Source organism: Streptomyces sp. NPDC002911, assembly GCF_053591835.1.
Window position 1 is genome coordinate 1 of record NZ_JBSFUO010000053.1, and the last position, 18,105, is coordinate 18,105.

The following is an 18,105-nucleotide window of genomic DNA, read 5'->3' on the forward strand; positions in this document are numbered from 1 at the left end:
CGCTGCTTCGAGATCGAGGCCCGGCTGCGTGAGGCCCTGGACATCCCCGTCTTCCACGACGACCAGCACGGCACCGCGATCGTCGTCCTGGCCGCACTGACCAACGCGCTGCGCGTGGTCGGCAAGGGCATGGAGAGCGTGCGGGTAGTCATGTCCGGCGCCGGCGCCGCCGGCACGGCCATCCTGAAGCTGCTCATCGCCGCTGGCGTGAAGAACGCCGTTGTCGCCGACATCCACGGCGTGGTGCACGCCGGCCGCGACGACCTGGTCGACGCCGGGCCCGAATCCGCGCTGCGCTGGATCGCCGACAACACCAACCCCGAGAGCCTCACCGGCACCCTGAAAAAGGCCGTCGCCGGTTCCGACGTCTTCATCGGCGTCTCCGCCCCCGACGTCCTGGACGGCACCGACGTAGCCGCCATGGCGGAGGGCGCCATCGTGTTCGCGCTCGCCAACCCCGACCCCGAGGTCGACCCCGCCGTCGCCCGCCAGACGGCGGCCGTTGTCGCCACCGGACGCTCCGACTTCCCGAACCAGATCAACAACGTGCTGGTCTTCCCGGGTGTCTTCCGCGGTCTGCTGGACGCCCAGTCCCGCACGGTGGATACCTGCATGATGCTGGCCGCGGCCCAGGCCCTGGCGGACGTGGTGAGCGGGGACGAGCTCAACCCGAACTACATCATCCCCAGCGTGTTCAACGACAAGGTCGCGGGTGCCGTCGCCGGCGCCGTCCGGGACGCGGCCAAGGCTGTCGGAGCCACACCCACCGACGCGCCCCCCGCCTGACATCAGCAGCATTCGGGGTCAAGGCCCTGGTGCCCTTCTTGTGATGGGCGGGTCTGGTGTACGCCTCGCCGGTTGCAAGGACCCGTCCCACGTCGTGACGGGTTGCCGAACGGCTGTTTCTTGAACCGAGTGGGCGGCCGGGGCCAGGTCGGGAGGGTTTGGGCGCACGCACTGGCGTCGGGGTCTGAGCGTGGAGGTTTCTGAACCCGGTTCAAGCGGGGTCGTGGTCACCCGCGCAGTGTGCCGCCCGGCCTCGGCGGTCCGGGCCGGTTCACCGGCGGTAGCAGTGGCTTAACCGCTCTGTTCTGAGGTTCCCCCGTTGTTCGGGAGGTGTTGATCAGCTGGTCAGGGCGAGTTGATGGGTGTTCAGGTTCGCTTGTTCGGTCGTCGCCCGGTCGGCGTAGTGCTGCTCCTCGAACTCGATGGGGCTGAGGTAGCCGAGCCGTTTCTGGATGCGCCGGCTGTCGTAAAAGCCGTCGATGTACTCGAAGAGCGCGAGGTTCGCCTCGGCCCGGGTGGCGAAGACGCGGCCGCGGACACACTCGGTCTTGATCAGCATCCACAGATTCTCGGCGAGAGCGTTGTCATAGCTGCCCCCGACGGCTCCCATGGATGCCTCAACTCCCGCTCTCACCAGTCTTGTTGTTAGTTCACGGACGTGTATTGACAGCCGTGGCCGGCATGGTGGACCAGCTGGCCGGGCTGCACTTCCCCGCTGGCCAGCGCGTATTCCAGCGAGGACAGGACCAGGTCGGCGTCCGCGCGGGCGGAGGTCTCCCAGGCCACCACCCGGCGGGAGAAAGCGTCGCGGATCGCGGAGAGCCACAGGGGCCCCTCACTGGTGGCGATCATGGTGAGGTCGGTGACCCACAGCCGGTTCGGTGCGGGTGCCGTGAAGTTCCGCATGACCAGGTCCGGGGCCGGAGTGGCCTTGGGATCCCGGCGCGTGAAGCCGCTGCGGCGGGGGCTGACGCCCGCCAGGCCGGCCTCGCGCATCAAGCGCTCGACGCGTTTGCGCCCGACGTGGACGTCCTCGCGTTTGAGAACGGCGTGCACGCGCGGCGAGCCGTAGATCCCGCCCGAGTCGGTGTGGATCTCCTTGATCCGCCCGGTCAGCTCGGCGTCCTTGCGGTGCCGCTCGCACGGCTCAGTCTCAGCGCGGCGCCAGCGGTAGTAGGTGGAGGGTGCGATGTGCAGTTCCCGGAGGGTGGGCTCGACCTTAAGGTGCGGGTGCTCGGTGAAGAGCTCTGTCACCTGGGCCGGGTCGGGTCGAGCTGCCCGGCGAAAAAAGCCGAGGCCGTCCGCAGGATCTCGTTCGCCCGCTTGAGCTGGGCGTTCTCCTTGCGCAGGGCCGCGAGCTCTTCACGCTCGGCGGTGGTCGGCCGGTCATCACGCTCGCCGGCATCGGCCTCCGCCTGACGGATCCAGCCGCGCAATGCCTCGGGATGCACCCCGAGATCGAGGGCCAGCTTCTTGATCTGAGGCTTCGGTTCCGCAGTCCGGTACATCCGCACCGCACGCTCACGCAACTCCAGCGAGTACTTCCTCGGCGCAGCCATAGTCAGAGTCCCTTTCATGAGTCCCATCTGACCCGCTGTCACCACCTTCCGCATCCCGGGGGAATCTCAGTTCTGGTGAGCTGCAACAACCAGCCTGGCCCTGCTGGCCAGGGCCAGAGCACTATCACCGCTGATAGCGGCCTGGCCCTACCCGCAGGGCCGGACCTGGGCGACTAGGGATCATGACCGACCGTCGACCGCTCTCGCTGCCCGCCCTCTCCGAGCCCGCTTCGACGCTCCCGTACCCGCCCAGGCGGGTGGGCGCCGGCTGATGCCGGTCGAGCAGGGCGCCGACTTCCGCCAGCCGCCCGGCGAGACCGAGCCCGCACCCGCCCCGGCCAGACGTCGCTCGCCCCCGGCGGCCTCACCTTCTCAGACCCGGACCGCCATATCTGAGCGCTGCCACCACGGGTTGCGCCACGTCCAGGACCAGCTCACCACCTGGCCCACCCGGTGTGCCAGCGCCTCCACCTGGACAGTGGTCGTAGCCAGCCCGGCTCCCGCCTCGGATACCGTGTTCCTCTACGGGGTGCCATAACGGATGTGACGCCCCCCACCGGAGGTAGTCAGCGTATGAGTTCAAAGCGCAGCAAGAATCCAGCCCTGCCCGTACTTGACGACGCTTTCCGACTCGCGTCGGTCAAGGACGCCGAAGAGTCCACCCGTGACTTGGCCGCGCGGCTGGCCACCACCGAGCTGCGCCGCGTCTCCCACCCGGGCCGGGTCACCTGGGAGCCCACCGATCAGGCCGAGCCCGTACCGGTCCCGCCGACTGTGGTCGACGGTGACGGGGACCTGTGGCTGCGGGACCGGGGCACTGGCACCTGGACCATGCCCGAGTTCAACCCGAAGGAGTTCCCGGCCCGCTGTGGCGAGGTTCTGACGTGGAACCAGCTTGCCCGCGAGTTCGGCCCGCTTACCGCACTGGCCGACGACCGCCGCATCGGCGGCGGCCGGCGTCGCTGACCGCGCAGCCTTCTGGGATGACCGCTACCCTGAAGCGCCCGTTACGGGTAGCTGGGAGCTCCAGCTCACCGCCGAGCTCGGCGATGGCGGCGAGCAGGTGAGCGTGGTGGTCGGTCACGATGTCTCCATGTTGCAGCCGGATACGTCGTCGCTGTCCGTGGGGTCGGGGTGGAAGCAGCGGGTGTAGCGGAGTCCGGTCTCCGGAGTGATGTTGAACACCCCGCATAGGTGCTGCGGGTCAGCGCCGGTGACGGCGGCCTCTTCGAGGATTCGGACCTCGCGAAGTTGCTGGGCGGTGACCGGGAGGCCGCGCAGCAGAGGCTGCATCCAGCCGGTTGTGACCGGGGCCCGGGTGTGCGCGGTCTGCGAGCTGATGAACACGTGAGGGTTGCGGGAATGTGGCCAGCGCTGGTGCCGGAGGTGGATGTAGTCGACGGCGGCCTGTTGGGTGAAGGCGTCGAGGGGGTGATCGATGTCGCCGAGCGTGAGCCGGCCGCGGGTGAAGGCGATGGCGGTCAGGGGCAGCGCTCGGGCCTGGTGCGATGAGAGCGCATGGATGCCGACGAGGGCGATCAGCAGCTTCAGGGCGGGGTTGGTCTCGGCGGCTGCGGTCAGACGCTGGATCGTTTCGGGGCTCAGCGGCATGGGCACCGAGCTGGGCCGGGATCCCAGGCTCACGCCTCGTGCGGGGTTGGCGAACAACAGCCTTTCGCTCTTGAGGGTCTTGAACATGTCGCGCAGCGCGACGGCTTCGGTGTGCGGTGCCGCGCACTGGGCTAGCCACTCGGTGACGTCGGCACGGCTGACCTGGCGAAGGGTGCGGTAGCGCTGCGAGCAGGCAAGAAGGAACGGGATCGCGGAGTTGGCCTGGTTTCGGACCGTGGTAGTCGAGCGGGAACGGCGGCGAGGTCCGCCGTGACGGACGATGCGGATCCACACGAGGGCTTCTTCTCGGATCTCCAGGTGCACGCTGGCCAAGCAGTGGATCCACGCGTCGAGGGGGGTCGATGCGGTCGTCGTCGAGGAGAGCGAGGTGGGCAAGGACTTCGGTGACCCGGATGACGGCACGTCGGTTTTGCTGACGCGGTAGCGTGGCAACGCTGCTGGCCTTGACTGTCTCGTGCGGACCGTGGACGGCGGTCAGTAGGTACGGGCTGTTCTGCACGCGCTCGCGCAAGGCTGGTGACCAGCCTTGGGTCTCGGCGCTGGCATCGGCCTGTGTGGCGACGTAGGCGGTGAAGGCGGAATCGATCGCCGTGACGTCGGGCACGGTGACGCGCGACATGTCCCGAGCTGCGATGAACAGCGGCTCCTGGCGCCACCGGGGTGTCGCCCAGAAGGCGACGTCGGGCTGCTAGGCCGTGTGTCGAAAGTGGATCTTGGACTGTGAATGATCGCGGTTCATGGGTCGGGGAAATCGCACGGACGAGCAGTGGGCGGTGCTGGAGCCGCTGCTGCCGAAGGGCACGAAGGCGGGTCGGCCACCTGTCTGGCCTCGGCGGCGGCTGATCGACAGCATACGGTTCCGGGGCCGGGCCGGGGTGCCGTGGCGGGACGTGCCGTGGAGTACGGGCCGTGGGGCCGGGTCTACGACTTGTTCCGCCGGTGGCAGCGGAACGGCACCTGGCACCAGATCCTCACCCGGCTCCAGTCCCTGGCCGACGCGCAGGGTGCGATCACGTGGGACCTGAGTGTCGACTCCACGGTCTGCCGAGCCCATCAGCATGCGGCCGGGGCCCGCAAGCAGGGTGACCTGCAGAAGGAGCCGCCGGGCGGTGTGTTCACCGAGCCTGGAGATCACGGGCTCGGACGTTCACGCGGCGGGTTCACCACCAAGCTGCACCTGGCCGTCGAGCAGGGCCAAAAGCCAATGTCGATCGTGATCACGGCCGGGCAGCGCGGCGGCTCTCCGCAGTTCGAATCCGTACCGGGGAGGGTCCGCGTGCCCCGCATCGGGCCTGGCCGGCCACGCGTCCGGCCCCATCGGGTCCGCGCGGACAAGGCGTATGCCTCCCGCAGGAACCGTGCTTATCTGCGCCGCCGCCGGAATCCGCTGCACCATCCCCGACAAGGCCCACCAGGCCCGCAACCGCCGGAAGCTCGGCTTCCGCGGTGGCCGACCACCGCACTTCGACTCGGTCGACTACCGCGAGCGTCACGCAGTCGAGTGCGGGATCAACCGACTCAAGAGACACCGCGCTGTCGCCACTCGATACGACAAGCTCGCAACCCGCTACGAAGCGACCGTCCTCGTCGCGGCCATCAACGAGTGGCTGTAATCGAAGTATTCGACATGCGTGCCCCAGATCACGAAGCGGACGGTCATCTCGGCTCGGTAGTCCGTGGCGGTCATCAGGTGGCGGCGTGGCCTGAAGTGGGGCGAGATGCCGCTGAACCCGGACAGGAACCGCTGGGCTCCTCCGACGGAGCGGAAGCCTCTCATCGCACGTTCGCGCTGCCGGGTGGGCTGGTGGCTGTTCTCGGCCCGGTTGTTCAGGCCCTTGTAGGAACGGTGTTCCGGAGGGCATGACCTCGCGGTGGGCCGCACCGTAGGAGCGGAGCTTGTCGGTGACGACCACCCGTGCCACCGTACGGGTCTTTTTCAGCAGCCAACGGAAGAACCGCCTGGCCGCAGCGGTGTCCCGCCGGTTCTGGACCAGGATGTCCAGGACGGTGCCGTCGGAGCCCACGGCCCGCCACAGGTACTTCTGCTTCCCGTTGATCTTGAGGAAGACCTCGTCCAGGTGCCACTTGTCCCGGGCCGGGGCCGCCTCCGGCGCAGGCCATGGGCGTAGCCCTGCCCGAACTTCACACACCAGCGCCGGACCGTCTCGTGGGAGACGACAACACCGCGCTCGAGCATCAGCTCCTCGACATCACGGAAGCTGAGCGGGAAGCGGAAGTACAGCCACACGCTGTGGGAGATGACCTCGGCCGGGTACCGGTGCCCCTTGTACGACGGCGGCGCGGACGACACGAGCGAACCCCTCCCCAGCACGACCAGCCACAAGATCATCCCACGCCGGCCAGCCAACGTGACAATGCCCGGCAGTACACCGGCACCGCGGGCAAGGTCACCAACTGCCAGGTCGGGGCCCGGTGCACCTGGCCCGCGATCATGCCTCGACGCCGGTGAACTGGCGGTTGTTCCTGCCCAAGTCCTGGGACCCGGTCTCGCCGCAGGTCGACCAGCTCAAGGTGGCCCGCCGCGAGCGGTGCGGCATTCCCGCCGACCTGGGCCACGTGGAGAAGTGGCAACTCGCGCTGGACATGATCGACGAGACCCGGTCCTGGGGCGTCGATATCCCGCTGGTGCTGGCGGATGCCGGCTACGGCGACGCGACCGCGTTCCGCTTGGGCCTGAACCAGCGCGGTCCGCACTACGTGGTCGGCATCTCCACCACGCCCACCGCCCACCCGGCCGCCGCCAGTTCGGTCACCCCGCCCTACAGCGGCACTGGACGACGGCCTGTTCCCAGGTATCCGGGCCCGGCCCGCAGCGTGAAAGCACTGGCCATCGAGGCAGGTCGCGGTTCGGTCAAGCCGGTCTCATGGCGCGAGGGCTCACGCCCCGGCAAGGGCCGCACCGGCTTGAAGCGCATGTACTCGCGGTTTGTCGCCCTGCGGATCCGCCCAGCAGGACGCGAGATCCGTGATGCCACCGAAGGCACTGAACTGGCGGAGTGCTGGCTGCTGGCCGAATAGCCCGCCAAAGAGGCCGAGCCGGTTCAGTTCTGGCTCTCCGACCTGCCCGCCGACACCCCGCTGACCACCCTGGTCCGCCTGGCCAAGCTCCGCTGGAGAATCGAGCATGACTACCGAGAGATGAAACAGGCCCTGGGACTCGCCCACTTCGAGGACCGTACCTTCAACGGCTGGCACCACCACGTCACCCTCACCTCCCTCGCTCACGCCTTCTGCACTCTGCGGAGGCTGGCCCACGCCCCAAAAGACACGGCACCGGCCTGAGCCTCTACCAGATCGTCCGCGAGCTGCAATTACTCCTCGCCACCTGGGCCGGCGCATGCCCCACCTGCCACCGCGACATACCCACACTCGTACCGACCTGACCAAGCCCTACTAGTGTCGCAGCCCTCTCAGACCGCGCCGACCGAGCCGGCGGTGCGGTGGTGTTCGGCGTTGATGCGCTGGGCTTCCTCGAGCTGGTCCTCGAGGATGACGATGCGGCAGGCGGCATCGATCGGTGTGCCCTGGTCGACGAGTTCGCGGGCGCGGGCGGCGATGCGCAGCTGGTAGCGGGAGTAGCGGCGGTGGCCGCCGGGGCTGCGGAGCGGGGTGATGAGGCGGGCTTCTCCGATGGCGCGCAGGAAGCCCTGGGTGGTGTTGAGCATCGCGGCGGCCCGGCCCATGGTGTAGGCGGGGTAATCGTCGTCTTCGAGACGGCCGAACGAGTCATCTGCTGTCATTGCACCTCACCGTGTGGACATGCCCAGGGGCCCGGGTGGGCACCTCACCGTCGTGGAACGTGTGGAGGGGCCCGGGTGCCTGTTGGCGCCCGGGCCCCGAAGGAACTGCTACACCATCTGCCGGCCCTGGTCCTGCGCCGGCCTTCGTGTTCCGCACGAGCTCACGGGGGATGAGAACGTGTGCGGGGATCGCGGTTGCTTGACCGGAGACCACCTCACTATCGATGCCCTGCGGTACCCGGGCTCACACAACGGCCCGGGCGATCCTGATGGCGCCTGGTCCCTCCGTTCTCCCTCTGGGATCACTTGCCTACTACTGGTACTGCTGTCCTGCGAACCGCTGGTAATGCCAACCACTCTGTGGCCTGTGACAGCGCCACCCTTCGGCAGCCAGCCCCGTCGCCCGTCCCGCGTCTGCTCTGGCTTGGAACCCCACTGCCGAACCTCCCGATGCGCACGCCCGCAGCCGACGCCTTCACCGAGGTACCGCTCACTCAATTCACTGCTGGGTACTGCTACTGCGGTCCTGCTCGTGGCGGCCCCTGATCACTGCGGGCCACCCGGTCCGGTCGTCAGCCCCGTCGCCGTCCTGCAACCACCTGGCTTCGGAACTCCACCACCGCACCGTACTGCGAACTGATAACGCGTACTGCTCTGTGGCCTGTGACAGCGCCACTCTTTCGGCAGCCAGCCCCGTCGCCCGTCCCGCGTCTGCTCTGGCTTGGAACCCCACTGCCGAACCTCCCGATGCGCACGCCCGCAGCCGACGCCTTCACCGAGGTACCGCTCATTTCACTGCTGGGTACTGCTCCTGGCAGTTCGTCTCTGCCCGGCCTTGCTGTCCTTCTGGCTACGAGAGAAACCATAACCACGCCACCACCTGATGTCTAGTCCGGCCAGAATAGATTTTGGTGTGTGCGAAAGCGAGGTAACCAGGTTCGGACACTGAGGCATGAAGACCGCGGACCGGGACAGACGCAGACTGAACCGGCAGAACCCATGCTGTGACGACCCAGAGACCAAGGGGTGACCCCGATGGGCACAATGAGCATCGGGGTCGACCGCATCCGCCCCACGGCACCTGCACCCTGGACCTGACCGCGCACCCGGACAGCATCGACGTAGCCGTCCACGACAACAGCCCGAAAACACCCCGCGCGCACCCCCGACCTGTACGGCGGCACCGGAGGATTCGGCTGGCCCATGGTCAACCGCCTCGCCCGCGCCACCACCGTCACCCCCCAGAAAGCCGGCGGCGAAACTGTCAGCGCCCTCCTCGCCCGGTAACCACCCCCGCCGGGCCAGACTCCATCGGGCACCCACACCCCGCACCCTTCCGCATTCCTGTTGCCGGCGCCGCACGCCCAGCAGCCCACACACCGGACAACTCGCAGGGTGACGGCAGCACGAGGCACGAGGCGCGAGCCGGCCGCACACCCCTTGACCACAGGCCCCGAGAGGGTTCACTCAAAGAACGCCCGGGCCAATGACACAGATGGACGCGGGCCGGTGGCCCGCCGCCCGGCAGCAGGGTCGGCACGGGCGGCTCGCCGAGGGCAACGCGAGCGCCTGGCGCAGCTTGCCGACCTCGATCTGTGGGCCTGCGGACGTCGGCAGTGAGTGCCGTCGGTCGGCTCGACCCCTGCCACGGAGTGGGGGCGGATGCCTGGCTACAGCAGTCCGACGATGTCGGCGAGCCACTGTCCGCTCGCGTCAGGCCCAGGGCGCTGAGCACGGGGTCGGTGACGGAGGGAAACGCGTACCAGGTGGAGAGCGTTATGAGCTGTCCCCAGAACGTCCAGGCCGGCAGTCTCTTCGAACGAGGGTCGTTTCTGGGCAGTCCCAGTCGGAGGGCTCCCACACCCAGGGCCGGCCAGAGCAGAGTGATCCCGCCGGCAGGGAGCATCTTCCAGATGCCGGGGCCCGGATCTGCTTCCAGACCTGCGATGAACGCCGTCAGCAGGACGAAAGCCGCGTACGTCACCAGGGGAACACCGACGACGAGGATGCGGTCGGGGCCCAATTCGTCCGTGCCGCGCATTGAGTCACCGCCCCGTGCCGGGCGGCCGTACCGCTTCCGAGGCGTGGGGGACGGGTGGCCGCTCGCCGTCCGGCATCGAGCCCTGAGGCCGAACACGGCCGGCCTCAGGGCTGCAGGGGCCGAACACGGCAGCCGGAAGAGTGGCGCCATACACGGACCCGGCGCATCAACACCGGACCAGACCCCCGGTGCGATCTGATCACCACTGTCCGCAGAACCCCCACCCACACCGGGAGACACCCATGCGCATCCGCACCGCCGCGCGGCAGCCCTCAGCCTCACAGCAATTCTCGGCACCGCCGGCACCGCCACCGCCGACGTAGACACAGAGGCAGTCGGCTTGTTCGGCCACAAGGCGCTGAACCAACTGACCTACGGAGACGACGACGTCCTGGACACGATGCGGAAAGCGCTGGAGAGCAAAGAGAACACCAACGGGAACGTCACCCAGAAGGCAAAGGTGACGCGGTGAAGGCGACAACCTGACCAGACTCCCCGCAAGGCAGCACAGCCCCCATGGAGGCACTGAGACGCCCCAGGAGGCTCCGGGGCGCCCCACCCCATCGCGGTGGCCCACCGGCCACCGCGATCCCTTACAAGCCAGCGCAGCGCCGCCACTTCCCCACGGCCGCCCCCACCACAGACACCCAACCCACCACACAGCAGGGCGCTTTCCGGTGCCTTCCGGTGCGTCACCCGTGACCGTTCCGGCCGGAATGTTGGTGGCCCACCGGCCGCCGCGATCGTTCTAGATGAAATCTTCGTGGTCGAGAATGTGGCAGTGCAGGACGAAATCCCCGATGTACCCTGCTGCTGTTGCGGGCTTCGTACGCCGCAATCCGGTTACCGGCCTCGTCTACGACCGTCAGCGCCGCCGGAACGCTCTTCCCGCCGCTGACGACGATGACGGGCCGACCGTCGCGGTACTCGATCGATAGTGTGCCGATGTCCTCGGGCTTGACCTGGCCCGCCGGGGTGTACGCAGGTGCTGTGCTCTCCGACGGCGGGGTCAGCCCGAGACTTGCGGCGTGCTCCGGCGTCATCTGCACGCGAGCAGGGCCGTGGGAGTTCGTTTCGGGCGTGGCGTCGGGCATGGCTGGCTCCTCACTGATCCGGCACCCTGCCGGCCCAACCGATCATGTCACGACTCTGCGTAACTTTTAAGTCGCCCTAAGTGACTCAGGGCGCAGCCGCCGACCCCGGAGCAGGACCAACAGCACCCCGCCGTCACGCCGTCCCGTTGCCGGCCCGGCGCCTCGCGTCGGGCCGAGGGAAAGGGCCAGCGCAGCGCCGCCCCCGCTCCCCCGCGACCACCCCACCACCAGCCACCACACCCACCAACCACAGCCAGGGCAGACCAGGGGACAAGGGGAAGTCTGAGCACCCACCACACCAAAACCAGCACCTGACCTGCACTTATGCAAGGACCGGGCCAAAACATGCGCGCCGGAAAGTGGACCGGAAAGTGCGCCTGCTGCAGAACCACCCGCCCAGCCCGAGCACGTCGGCCAGGCCGCCACCCTGCCGTCGGGCCGGCACGGGCTCCCCGGCCCGTACAGCGCCCCGGACTGCCCCGCGCCGAGGTGTGGCAGGGTGCCAGGATCCGGGGCGGGTGGCTGGTGCCCGGTACCAGTGACGGAACACCCGCCCCGAACACACCTGACGAGACCGGCCCGGCGCCACCGTGACGCCGACGGTGACGCCACCGCGGAAACATCATGGTGAGCAGCCGAACCCGCCGCTGACCTGCCGTGGTGAGTTCCCGGACCGGAAACTCACCACGGGACACTCGTCGCAAGCGGGAGACCATCCCCGCACGCGCGGGGAGCAGATCGCCTCGCCGACGCCGAGTTCACGGAGCTGGGGACCATCCCCGCATGCGCGGGGAGCAGTGGTCGGCAGCCTCGGAAGCCGGGCTGGCTTTGTCCACGAGAATAGGGTTCTGGCACAGATCTTGGGGAGCGGTCACGGAGGGTGTCCAGACTGCTTCACGTGCGCTGACTCGCCCTCGAACGGGTGAGACTGGCCCCTGCATACTGGCCGGATGGACGCCCGTCGGCCGTGCCTGAGCCTGGCCACCGCCCGTTCGATCACCCACCAGCAGGCAGTGTGGAACGCAAGCGCTTGATCGTCCGTAAAACCTCGGTCCGGTTCTTCGCGACTTTCAACCAGGTGGGAAGCCGTTCGACCAGACTCGTCGGGGCCCAAGGCACAAGCTCTCCGCGCTCACGAAGCTTGGCCCCCACGTAGGCCTCCAGCAGATCGAGATGACGCACGTTATAGGCCCACAGGACGTGTCCACAGCAGCTCGTCTGCAACCACACCGGTTGCTGGAAGTAAGGATCGACAGGGCTGCCCACGACAGCAGAGTCGACCTTCCGATCCTTGAAGAAGCCGCACCCCGTGCACCGCAGCCGCCGATGGAGATCCAGGCTCCCGTAGCCGGCAGCCTTCTCATCTGCCGGGATCTCGGGGTGGGGCGTGACAGTGGCGCACCCATCACACCGAGGACAGTGCACCAGAACCTCATCAAGGAAGTCATATCCGTACTTGCGTTCGCGTCGATCTCGAAACCGGTCGCCGAACGCCTCTACATTCCCGCTCATTTGGTCAGCCTGCCAGAACCCGCCATCTCACTCGTCGTGGGTACCGACGGACTGCTGCCCCCGCAGCAGGGGCCCTCGACTGAGCAGGTCACTGGAGCAGGATCATCTTGCGAAGTAGATCGAATCCGGCTCGGCCGTAGAGCTGCCGCTTGATCTTCTTGATGCGGTTGACCGCGCCCTCGATGCTGCCCGAGCTCCAGTCCAGGGTGAGGCCGGCGGTCACGGCGTCGAGGTCTCGGAGTAGGTGCAGTGCGAAGCCGGTGAGCCCGGGCAGCTGGCTGGCGTCGACGCCGTCGATCCAGGTGGGGAGCGTGGCACCGAGGCGGTCGCTGAGTATCTCGCCGAAGTCGCGGACATGTCCGGCTGCCGTGTCCAGTTCGGGGCAGCGGGCCAGGACGTCCTTCAGACCGGCCCGGTCTTCCTCGGTCAGGGTCGTGGGATGTCGGGTGAGCCAGCCGGTCACCTGCCGCACCGTCGGCGATCGTGGCGGTGCAGCGGCCGGGGCCCCGCGCAAGGTGGCGATGTGGGCTCGGACCATGCCGTAGGTGACGGGAGCTTGCTCGGCGACCAGTTCGCCGTGGAGTTGGGCGACGCTGGTGCATCCCTCCACGAATCGTCGTTCGAGGTAGGGCTTGTAGGGGTCCAGTCTGCTGGGCCGGGGCCGGTTCTCGCGGATGGTCTCCTGCCAGCGTGAGGCGTTCGCGTACCGGAGGACGGTGTTGAGACCCCAGCCCAGGTGCCGGGCGATTGCCCGGCGTGAGTGACCCTGGGCGAGCATCTCGTGGACCAGGGCGTGTGCGGCCTTCTTGCGCTCGGCCCGCCGGCCGACGGGCGCCGCGTCGTTCTGCGGCAGACCGGAAGCCGGTCGGGTGTCCTGCGGCAGGAGGCCGCTGGACGTCGGGGTGCGCAGGCAGTCGCGATGGGCGGCAACGCAGGTCTCCACGGCCCGACCCAGGCCCTGCCACAAGTGAAAGCGGTCGGCGACCTGCAGAGCATCGGGGGCACCGCGCCGGGCACCCTCGGCGTAGGCGCCCGCCCGGTCCCGGCAGATGATCTCCACGCCGGGGTGGCGGATCAGCCAGGCGGCCAGCGGCCCGGCCTCACGAGTCGGGAGCACATCGACCACCCGGTGATCTTCGACACTGGTCAAGACGGTCGAGTAGCTCTGGCCTCGACGGATCGCGAAGTCGTCCACACCCAGCACCCGCGGCGTGCTGAACCACGGATCAGGCAGTGCTATTACCCTGCGTAACAGGGTCATCCGTCCCGCACCGAAGCCCAGCTGGGCGGCCAGCCGAGCGCCGGCCCGCCCCGCCAAGGCCAGCCCCACACGCTCCAGGGCGTGGTTGAGCCGCGTGGTGAACCGTGCGTACGGGACGGCCAGCCGGGAGAACGGCTCGGCGAACGTCCGGCGCGGACACTCCACCGACCCACAGATGAAACGCCGGACCACGAGCCGGATCACAAAGCCCTGCCCAGCGAGCGGAAGGTCCCTCAGCCTACGCTGGTAACGGTCGTGGACCCGGCCCGAGAAGCGGCCGCAGCCCGGACACGCCGCCCCAGCCGTGCGACCTCTCGCCACCACCTCGACCGTGCCGAAAGCGGCCGTAACCGCCTCGACCTCCACATCGTCGATCCCGGCGAACACCAGCAAGTCCCAGAACAGCGTGTCGGTCTGCATGCCCAGCACCATCACCGTCCACCGCGGCCCCAGCAGGGAGCGGGAAGAACCTGAGGGAGCGTCAATTGCGGCTGTCAGACGGCAAGGCGTGCGCCGTCTCGCACAGCCCCGCTTCTCGCAATCGAACACCGGGGTAACGCTCTGCGACAGCTCCCCAAGATCTGTGCCAGAACCGAGAATAGACAGCAGATATGCACAGCTTCCGGAGGCACCTCGATCGGCGACTGTTCGATGTTCACGAGAATGAGCAGCGCGCTGTCTGTACGCGACGACGGCCCGTAAGCGTGCTTGTGTCCGGGAGGGGAGCCGTCATGCCGGTCTCCCAACTGGAGGCGCCGGGGTGCACCGCCTCGAAGGAGGGCGGCGCAGGCCGATTGCAGTGACGGACGTGACTGCCTGTCAGGCGCGGCTTGAGGCCGGCTTCGATGCAGCTGCGGAGCGGGGGTGGCCCATGGTCGAGAGCAGGTAGCTGGCCGCCACTGTCACCACGGCTCTCGGACTGCTCTCGGGTCCGCGCCTCAGCTCGTCCTGTTCCATCGCTGTCGGTCAGCCGCGCACGTGCAGCCCGAAACCCGTGCGGCCCGCCGGTTCCAGTCCCTCCTTCAGGTGTAGCGAGGGGATCTCGTAGTCGCCGAAGTTCTGCCGCCGGAACGCGATCGGCTCGGTCGACTCCAGGGTGAGCAGGCGCTGTTCCCAGGCCTTGGCGATGTCCGGGTAGTCCTCGGTAGTCGTCCGGTCGGCGCCGTACAGCACGAACGGCGGCAGCACCTCGATGCCCGGGTAGTAGAGGATGCCGTGCTGGATCGGGAACAGCAGATCGTCGATGGGCCCGCTGATCCCGCGAGCGGCGTAGTGCGGCTCCAGGCCGCCGACGGTCACCGACAGCACGGCCTTCCGGCCCGCGAGGGTGCCTTCGCCGAAGCGCTCGCCGTACCTGGTGTCGCTGTGCTCGCCGACGCCGTACGCGAAGTGGAAGGTGAACACCCGGTCCACCCAGCCCTTGAGGATCGCGGGCATCGTGTACCACCACAGCGGGAACTGGAAGATGATGATGTCGGCCCACAGCAGCTTTTCCTGCTCGGCGCGGACGTCCGGGGTGAGCGTCCCGGCGTCGAAGGCCCGGCCCGAGTCCCGGGCGGCCTTCAGCGGGCTCGAAGCGTCGGGGCCGTAGTCCGTGGCGTCCACGACCGCCTTCCAGTTCATCGCGTATAGATCGCTCACCCGTACCTCGTGCCCGGCGCTCTCCAGCGTGGACACCGCGAGGTCCTTCAGCGAGCCGTTGAGGGACTTCGGCTCCGGGTGGGCGTAGACGATCAGCGTCTTCATGGGAACTCCTTCGGATCGGGTGCCTCCGATCCTGGACGCCCCGCCGTCCGGCATTCAGGGGTTCCTCATCCATCGGACGGGACTTCCTGGTAACGGCAGGACCACCCTCACGGGCCCCCGCCGAAGCCATACTGGGCACATGGACGATCTCGCGGGCTTCCTGCGGACCCGGCGTTCCCGGGTCGACCCGGCGGCCGCCGGCATCCCCACCGACAGCCGTCGCCGGGTCGAAGGGCTGCGCCGCGAAGAGGTCGCGCACCTGTCCGGAGTCAGCGTCGACTACTACGTACGCCTGGAGCAGGGCCGCGCGACCCAGCCCTCCGAGCAGGTCCTCGACGCCCTCGCCCGCGTCCTCGACCTCGACGAGACCGAACGCGGACACCTCTACCGGCTCGTCCGACAGCGCCGCCACCACGCGAAGGCACCGAGCGGGCGGGTCCGGCCGGAGCTGCTGCGCGTCCTGGACCTGGTAGGCGACGCACCCGCGCTGATCATGAACCACCGCATGGACGTACTCGCCGGGAACCGCCTCGCCGGACTCCTCTACGGCCGCCCGATGCCGGGCCTGAACACCGCCCGGCACATCTTCCTTGAGGAAGCCGAGCGCGGCCTGTACGCGGACTGGGAGAACTGCACCCTCGACGGGGTCGGGCACCTGCGCCTGGCCGCTGGCAAATACCCCGAGGATCCCCGCCTGGCCTCACTCATCGGCGAGCTGGCGATGGGCAGTGAACGCTTCCGCCGCCTCTGGGCCCGCGCGGACGTGCGCGCCCGCACCCATGGACGCAAGGCGTACCGGCACCCTCTGGTCGGACTGCTGGAACTGCACCATGAGAACTTCGCGCTGCCGAACGAATCAGGCCTCGAGCTACTGGTGCTGTTCGCGGCCCCCGCCAGCCCCGCCGAGGACGGACTACGCCTGCTCGCCAACCTGGGCACTGACAACGGCAATACACATCCCGTGAACGCCCAGATCCGCGAGTAAGCACGCCCTGCACGCCGCGGGTGGCGGGAAGCCGGAGGCAGCGGTGCCCGGGGTGCTGCGTGCCCTGCTGAACGCCGAACAGGCGGTGCGGGTCGCCCACGCACCTGCGGGAGGCCGGGCCCACCCTGGCCACCCTGGGCGCCCAGAGTAGGTCTGCGGTCGATGGCGACCAGCTCGAGGACGCGGACACCACCAGGTACACCCGCAGCCGCTACTCGCGGTCCCGTCCAGCCTCACCCTCGTCGGTGTCCTGCCCATCAGGCCGCGGGTTCTTGCGATCCCACTCCTGACGCGTCGCCATCATCGCCATAGCCGCGATCGACGCCGGCACCGCAGCATCCTCAAACAGATCCTTCACCGCATCGCTCATCACGATCGCCTGCATCAGCACCCCGAACACCGCCAAGCCCACGAACCAGGCCAACAAGCGACGCTGCGCCTCCCACGACAAACCCTGCCCCTCGGCCGCGACGAACGCCATGCCCTGCGCGGCAAGCTCGTCCAGATCGCCAATGTCGCCAGCCAGGGCCTCCGGCGCCTCGTCCTGCTCGTCGAGCGTGTCGTATACCTCATCGAGGAACTCCGCCATCTGATTGCGGAGACGCCCGCTCAGAGTCGAGGCGTACAGACTTGTTGCGATTCGGTCCAGCCATTCCTGCTGCAGCCCGAGAGGCGCGACGCTACGGCGCACCGACGCGCTTTGCGCCTCGATGACCCTCGCGAGGGCGGTAAAGGCCGGCTGCTGCCGGTTCATCTCCGCGATAGCCCTAGCCAACGACGTACCGGTGGTCACCTGCAACTGCCGTAGCAGGGACTGGATGTGGACGGTGGAAGGCATCTGGCTCCGCATGGCCTGGGCGGCGATGCGTTTCCCGAGGTCGCTCTGCACCAGGTTCTGCTGGGCGATGACGGCGGCCAGATGCCTGCCGGGGTAGTTCGACTGTGCGCGGATCGCTGCGAGGGACGGGGCCAGAGAGCGGGCGACTGCGTCTCCGTAGGGGTTCGGTCTGGGGTTACTTGTCTCCATGCGGGGACTCTGACACAGGTGACCGGGTCTATGTCCGGGAGGTCTGCCTGAGGCCTGCACGGCCGGGGACAGGTCCGCGGTGACGCCCAAGTCCTCTCCGCTCGAGCGGAGGTGAGCCGTAGGTCTGTACATCGACGAGTCGCTGATCAGCCTCCACTCCGTGGCGCATACCCGCGAGCGACGACGGCAGAGAGCTCGCCGCCACCTTCTACGAGCGGATCGAAACCAGCCTGAAGAGCCTCACCGGGCCCGGTCACCATCACCGTGGACGACCGCTTCCCCGCCGCCGAAGACGCCCCTCCCACCATTAACACAGCCCCTGCCCCCCATAAGCTTCCGGCGTCCGACGGCGAGGACCAGGACGACCGGCCCGACCCGTCCGACGGCAACTCGCCTTCCTGACCGCGAGACACGTATCGCCGCCCTCTCCGGGACGCCGGGGCGATCAGCCGCCTCGAGCCCGTGCGGCTGCTGCGCGCCGACATCAACGACGTCGGCCTGACAACCGCGAAGCCACGCTGGAACTGGACGAGTTATTGCAAATGCTGACGGTGTGTCCGGGAACGCAGGCAGGGCGTCCGAGATCGTTGTGTGACGAACAACCTTGACGCCCTGCTGACCGCACTGCAGGTGAAGATCGACGACGAGATCGGAGGTACTCGATGGCTTGGTCGACCGCCGCAGCTGACGGATTCCGAGCT

Annotated in this window: 13 protein-coding genes and 5 pseudogenes; 8 read left to right on the forward strand and 10 right to left on the reverse strand. The window is 68.3% G+C overall.

What is annotated here, in order from left to right:
* Positions 1-786: NAD(P)-dependent malic enzyme (locus ACWD04_RS32880; RefSeq protein WP_451137403.1), on the forward strand; the 786-nt coding region annotated here is incomplete at its 5' end.
* A gap of 337 nt (positions 787-1,123) precedes the next feature.
* On the opposite strand, the gene ACWD04_RS32885 is transcribed toward ACWD04_RS32880, so the two are convergent.
* From ACWD04_RS32885 to ACWD04_RS32895, 3 genes are read right to left on the reverse strand one after another with little or no spacing between them, the layout of a single operon-like run.
* Positions 1,124-1,396 (reverse strand): IS3 family transposase, encoded by a 273-nt coding sequence (locus tag ACWD04_RS32885; RefSeq protein ID WP_451137404.1) that lies wholly within the window; start codon positions 1,394-1,396, stop codon positions 1,124-1,126.
* A gap of 35 nt (positions 1,397-1,431) precedes the next feature.
* Positions 1,432-2,040 carry an IS3 family transposase gene (locus ACWD04_RS32890; RefSeq protein WP_451137405.1) on the reverse strand — a complete coding sequence of 203 codons (609 nt, stop codon included), beginning with the start codon at positions 2,038-2,040 and terminating at the stop codon, positions 1,432-1,434.
* The gene (locus ACWD04_RS32895) at positions 2,037-2,345 is read right to left on the reverse strand and encodes a transposase (RefSeq protein WP_451137406.1); all 309 of its coding nucleotides are present in this window, start codon (positions 2,343-2,345) and stop codon (positions 2,037-2,039) included. The genes ACWD04_RS32890 and ACWD04_RS32895 overlap by 4 nt, the downstream gene beginning before the upstream one ends.
* Before the next feature lie 573 nt (positions 2,346-2,918).
* Here ACWD04_RS32895 and ACWD04_RS32900 point away from each other — a divergent pair.
* Positions 2,919-3,311 carry a hypothetical protein gene (locus ACWD04_RS32900; RefSeq protein WP_073775444.1) on the forward strand — a complete coding sequence of 131 codons (393 nt, stop codon included), beginning with the start codon at positions 2,919-2,921 and terminating at the stop codon, positions 3,309-3,311.
* A gap of 114 nt (positions 3,312-3,425) precedes the next feature.
* Here ACWD04_RS32900 and ACWD04_RS32905 read toward each other — a convergent pair whose 3' ends face one another.
* Positions 3,426-4,289: a hypothetical protein gene (locus ACWD04_RS32905; RefSeq protein ID WP_451137407.1), complete on the reverse strand. Its 864-nt coding sequence runs from the start codon at positions 4,287-4,289 to the stop codon at positions 3,426-3,428.
* Positions 4,290-4,714: 425 nt separating this feature from the next.
* On the opposite strand from ACWD04_RS32905, the pseudogene ACWD04_RS32910 reads away from it, so the two are divergent.
* A pseudogene (locus tag ACWD04_RS32910) lies at positions 4,715-5,590 on the forward strand (IS5 family transposase).
* Here the strand turns inward: ACWD04_RS32910 and ACWD04_RS32915 are convergent.
* Positions 5,545-6,327, reverse strand: a pseudogene (locus ACWD04_RS32915) (IS6 family transposase). The pseudogenes ACWD04_RS32910 and ACWD04_RS32915 sit on opposite strands and share 46 nt — an antisense overlap.
* Positions 6,328-6,354: 27 nt before the next feature.
* On the opposite strand from ACWD04_RS32915, the pseudogene ACWD04_RS32920 reads away from it, so the two are divergent.
* Positions 6,355-7,280: pseudogene (locus ACWD04_RS32920) on the forward strand (IS701 family transposase); the annotation flags it as partial.
* Between the two features lie 128 nt (positions 7,281-7,408).
* Here ACWD04_RS32920 and ACWD04_RS32925 read toward each other — a convergent pair.
* Positions 7,409-7,738, reverse strand: coding sequence for a helix-turn-helix domain-containing protein (locus ACWD04_RS32925; RefSeq protein ID WP_451137408.1), 330 nt, complete (start codon positions 7,736-7,738; stop codon positions 7,409-7,411).
* A 1,076-nt stretch (positions 7,739-8,814) separates the two neighbouring features.
* Between ACWD04_RS32925 and ACWD04_RS32930 the strand changes: the two are divergent.
* Both ACWD04_RS32930 and ACWD04_RS32935 read left to right on the forward strand, forming a co-directional pair.
* Positions 8,815-9,025, forward strand: a pseudogene (locus ACWD04_RS32930) (ATP-binding protein); the annotation flags it as partial.
* Positions 9,026-10,119: 1,094 nt separating this feature from the next.
* Positions 10,120-10,251 carry a hypothetical protein gene (locus ACWD04_RS32935; protein ID WP_451137409.1) on the forward strand — a complete coding sequence of 44 codons (132 nt, stop codon included), beginning with the start codon at positions 10,120-10,122 and terminating at the stop codon, positions 10,249-10,251.
* A gap of 1,618 nt (positions 10,252-11,869) precedes the next feature.
* On the opposite strand, the gene ACWD04_RS32940 is transcribed toward ACWD04_RS32935, so the two are convergent.
* The 3 genes from ACWD04_RS32940 to ACWD04_RS32950 form a co-directional block, all read right to left on the reverse strand.
* Positions 11,870-12,385 (reverse strand): hypothetical protein, encoded by a 516-nt coding sequence (locus ACWD04_RS32940; RefSeq protein ID WP_451137410.1) that lies wholly within the window; start codon positions 12,383-12,385, stop codon positions 11,870-11,872.
* An 88-nt stretch (positions 12,386-12,473) separates the two neighbouring features.
* A complete protein-coding gene (locus ACWD04_RS32945; protein ID WP_451137411.1) occupies positions 12,474-14,066 on the reverse strand; it encodes an ISL3 family transposase in 1,593 nt (530 codons plus the stop codon).
* 546 nt (positions 14,067-14,612) lie between these two features.
* Positions 14,613-15,392: an NAD(P)H-dependent oxidoreductase gene (locus ACWD04_RS32950; RefSeq protein WP_451137412.1), complete on the reverse strand. Its 780-nt coding sequence runs from the start codon at positions 15,390-15,392 to the stop codon at positions 14,613-14,615.
* Between the two features lie 139 nt (positions 15,393-15,531).
* On the opposite strand from ACWD04_RS32950, the gene ACWD04_RS32955 reads away from it, so the two are divergent.
* On the forward strand, positions 15,532-16,377 hold the full coding sequence (locus tag ACWD04_RS32955) for a helix-turn-helix transcriptional regulator (RefSeq protein WP_451137413.1): 846 nt from the start codon (positions 15,532-15,534) through the stop codon (positions 16,375-16,377).
* A gap of 211 nt (positions 16,378-16,588) precedes the next feature.
* Here the strand turns inward: ACWD04_RS32955 and ACWD04_RS32960 are convergent, their stop codons facing one another.
* Positions 16,589-17,404 (reverse strand): hypothetical protein, encoded by an 816-nt coding sequence (locus ACWD04_RS32960; RefSeq protein WP_451137414.1) that lies wholly within the window; start codon positions 17,402-17,404, stop codon positions 16,589-16,591.
* Positions 17,405-17,995: 591 nt separating this feature from the next.
* On the opposite strand from ACWD04_RS32960, the pseudogene ACWD04_RS32965 reads away from it, so the two are divergent.
* A pseudogene (locus ACWD04_RS32965) lies at positions 17,996-18,105 on the forward strand (IS982 family transposase); the annotation flags it as partial.

Bases quoted from the DNA above. Each gene is read 5' to 3' on its own strand.
- ACWD04_RS32925 (WP_451137408.1), bottom strand. From the start codon at position 7,738: ATGACAGCAGATGACTCGTTCGGCCGTCTCGAAGACGACGATTACCCC.
- ACWD04_RS32900 (WP_073775444.1), top strand. From the start codon at position 2,919: ATGAGTTCAAAGCGCAGCAAGAATCCAGCCCTGCCCGTACTTGACGAC.
- ACWD04_RS32885 (WP_451137404.1), bottom strand. From the start codon at position 1,396: ATGGGAGCCGTCGGGGGCAGCTATGACAACGCTCTCGCCGAGAATCTG.
- ACWD04_RS32945 (WP_451137411.1), bottom strand. From the start codon at position 14,066: ATGCAGACCGACACGCTGTTCTGGGACTTGCTGGTGTTCGCCGGGATC.
- ACWD04_RS32895 (WP_451137406.1), bottom strand. From the start codon at position 2,345: ATGGCTGCGCCGAGGAAGTACTCGCTGGAGTTGCGTGAGCGTGCGGTG.
- ACWD04_RS32960 (WP_451137414.1), bottom strand. From the start codon at position 17,404: ATGGAGACAAGTAACCCCAGACCGAACCCCTACGGAGACGCAGTCGCC.
- ACWD04_RS32955 (WP_451137413.1), top strand. From the start codon at position 15,532: ATGGACGATCTCGCGGGCTTCCTGCGGACCCGGCGTTCCCGGGTCGAC.
- ACWD04_RS32950 (WP_451137412.1), bottom strand. From the start codon at position 15,392: ATGAAGACGCTGATCGTCTACGCCCACCCGGAGCCGAAGTCCCTCAAC.
- ACWD04_RS32940 (WP_451137410.1), bottom strand. From the start codon at position 12,385: ATGAGCGGGAATGTAGAGGCGTTCGGCGACCGGTTTCGAGATCGACGC.